Raw genomic sequence first — 953 nt, 5'->3', positions numbered from 1 at the left:
GCGATTGATGATTTGTGTGCGCTGGTGCGTCATGACAGTCAGCTTGGCAATGAGGCATCTGCACAAGGTTGGATTGCCGACAAGTTTGCTGCGATGGGGCTGGATGTCGAACGGGTCAAGATTGACATCAATGCCTTACGCGATCAGCCGGGCTTTTCGCCGCCGGTGATTGACGGCTGTGACGGGCGTGAAAACGTTGTCGGCCTACATCGCCCGCAAAACCCGACCGGGCGCAGCCTGATCCTCAATGGTCATATGGATGTCGTACCGACCGGACCGGCCGAACAATGGCGGTTTGGCCCCTTTACCCCGCATGTCGAGGATGACTGGATTTACGGGCGTGGTGCGGGTGATATGAAGGCCGGGATCATTGCCTATTGTCACGCACTTCAGGCCCTGCACGATATCGGGCTTGAACCCGCCGCCCCGGTCACCCTGCAGTCGGTGATCGAAGAAGAATGCACCGGCAATGGCGCACTGGCGTGCCTGCATGCCGGGTACAAGGCCGATTGCGCCATCATTCCCGAACCGTTCAACCAGACCCTGATGACGGCCCAGCTTGGCGTCATGTGGTTCCAGATCCATGTATCGGGCAGCCCGGCGCATGTTCTCGATACCTCTGCTGGCAGCAACGCGATTGAGGCGGCCTTTGGGTTCTTTGAGACATTAAAGGAAGTCGAGGAAATCTGGAACCACCCGACCCATCGTCATGCGGCCTTTGGCGCGCATGTCCATCCGGTGAACTTCAATCTGGGCAAGATTGAAGGCGGCGAATGGGCATCGACCGTCCCGCCGGTTTGCACCGCTGATATCCGTGTCGGATTTTATCCGGGGATGGAGCTTGAAAAGGTGCGCGAAACCATTGAGGCCGTCAAACAAAGCGCGCTTGATAACCACCCTTCCTGCAAAGGGGCCAAGATCGATATCACCTATCGCGGTTTTCAGGCCGAAGG

Annotated in this window: 1 protein-coding gene; it reads left to right on the top strand. The window is 57.8% G+C overall.

From position 1 onward, the window contains the following. On the top strand, positions 1–953 hold a 953-nt coding region (locus B2T33_RS03695), incomplete at both ends, for an ArgE/DapE family deacylase (protein ID WP_286791177.1).

It is taken from the genome of Thalassospira sp. UBA4513 (genome assembly GCF_002388495.1).
GTDB classification, from domain to species: domain Bacteria; phylum Pseudomonadota; class Alphaproteobacteria; order Rhodospirillales; family Thalassospiraceae; genus Thalassospira; species Thalassospira tepidiphila.
This window is presented reverse-complemented; position numbering and strand designations above follow the sequence as displayed.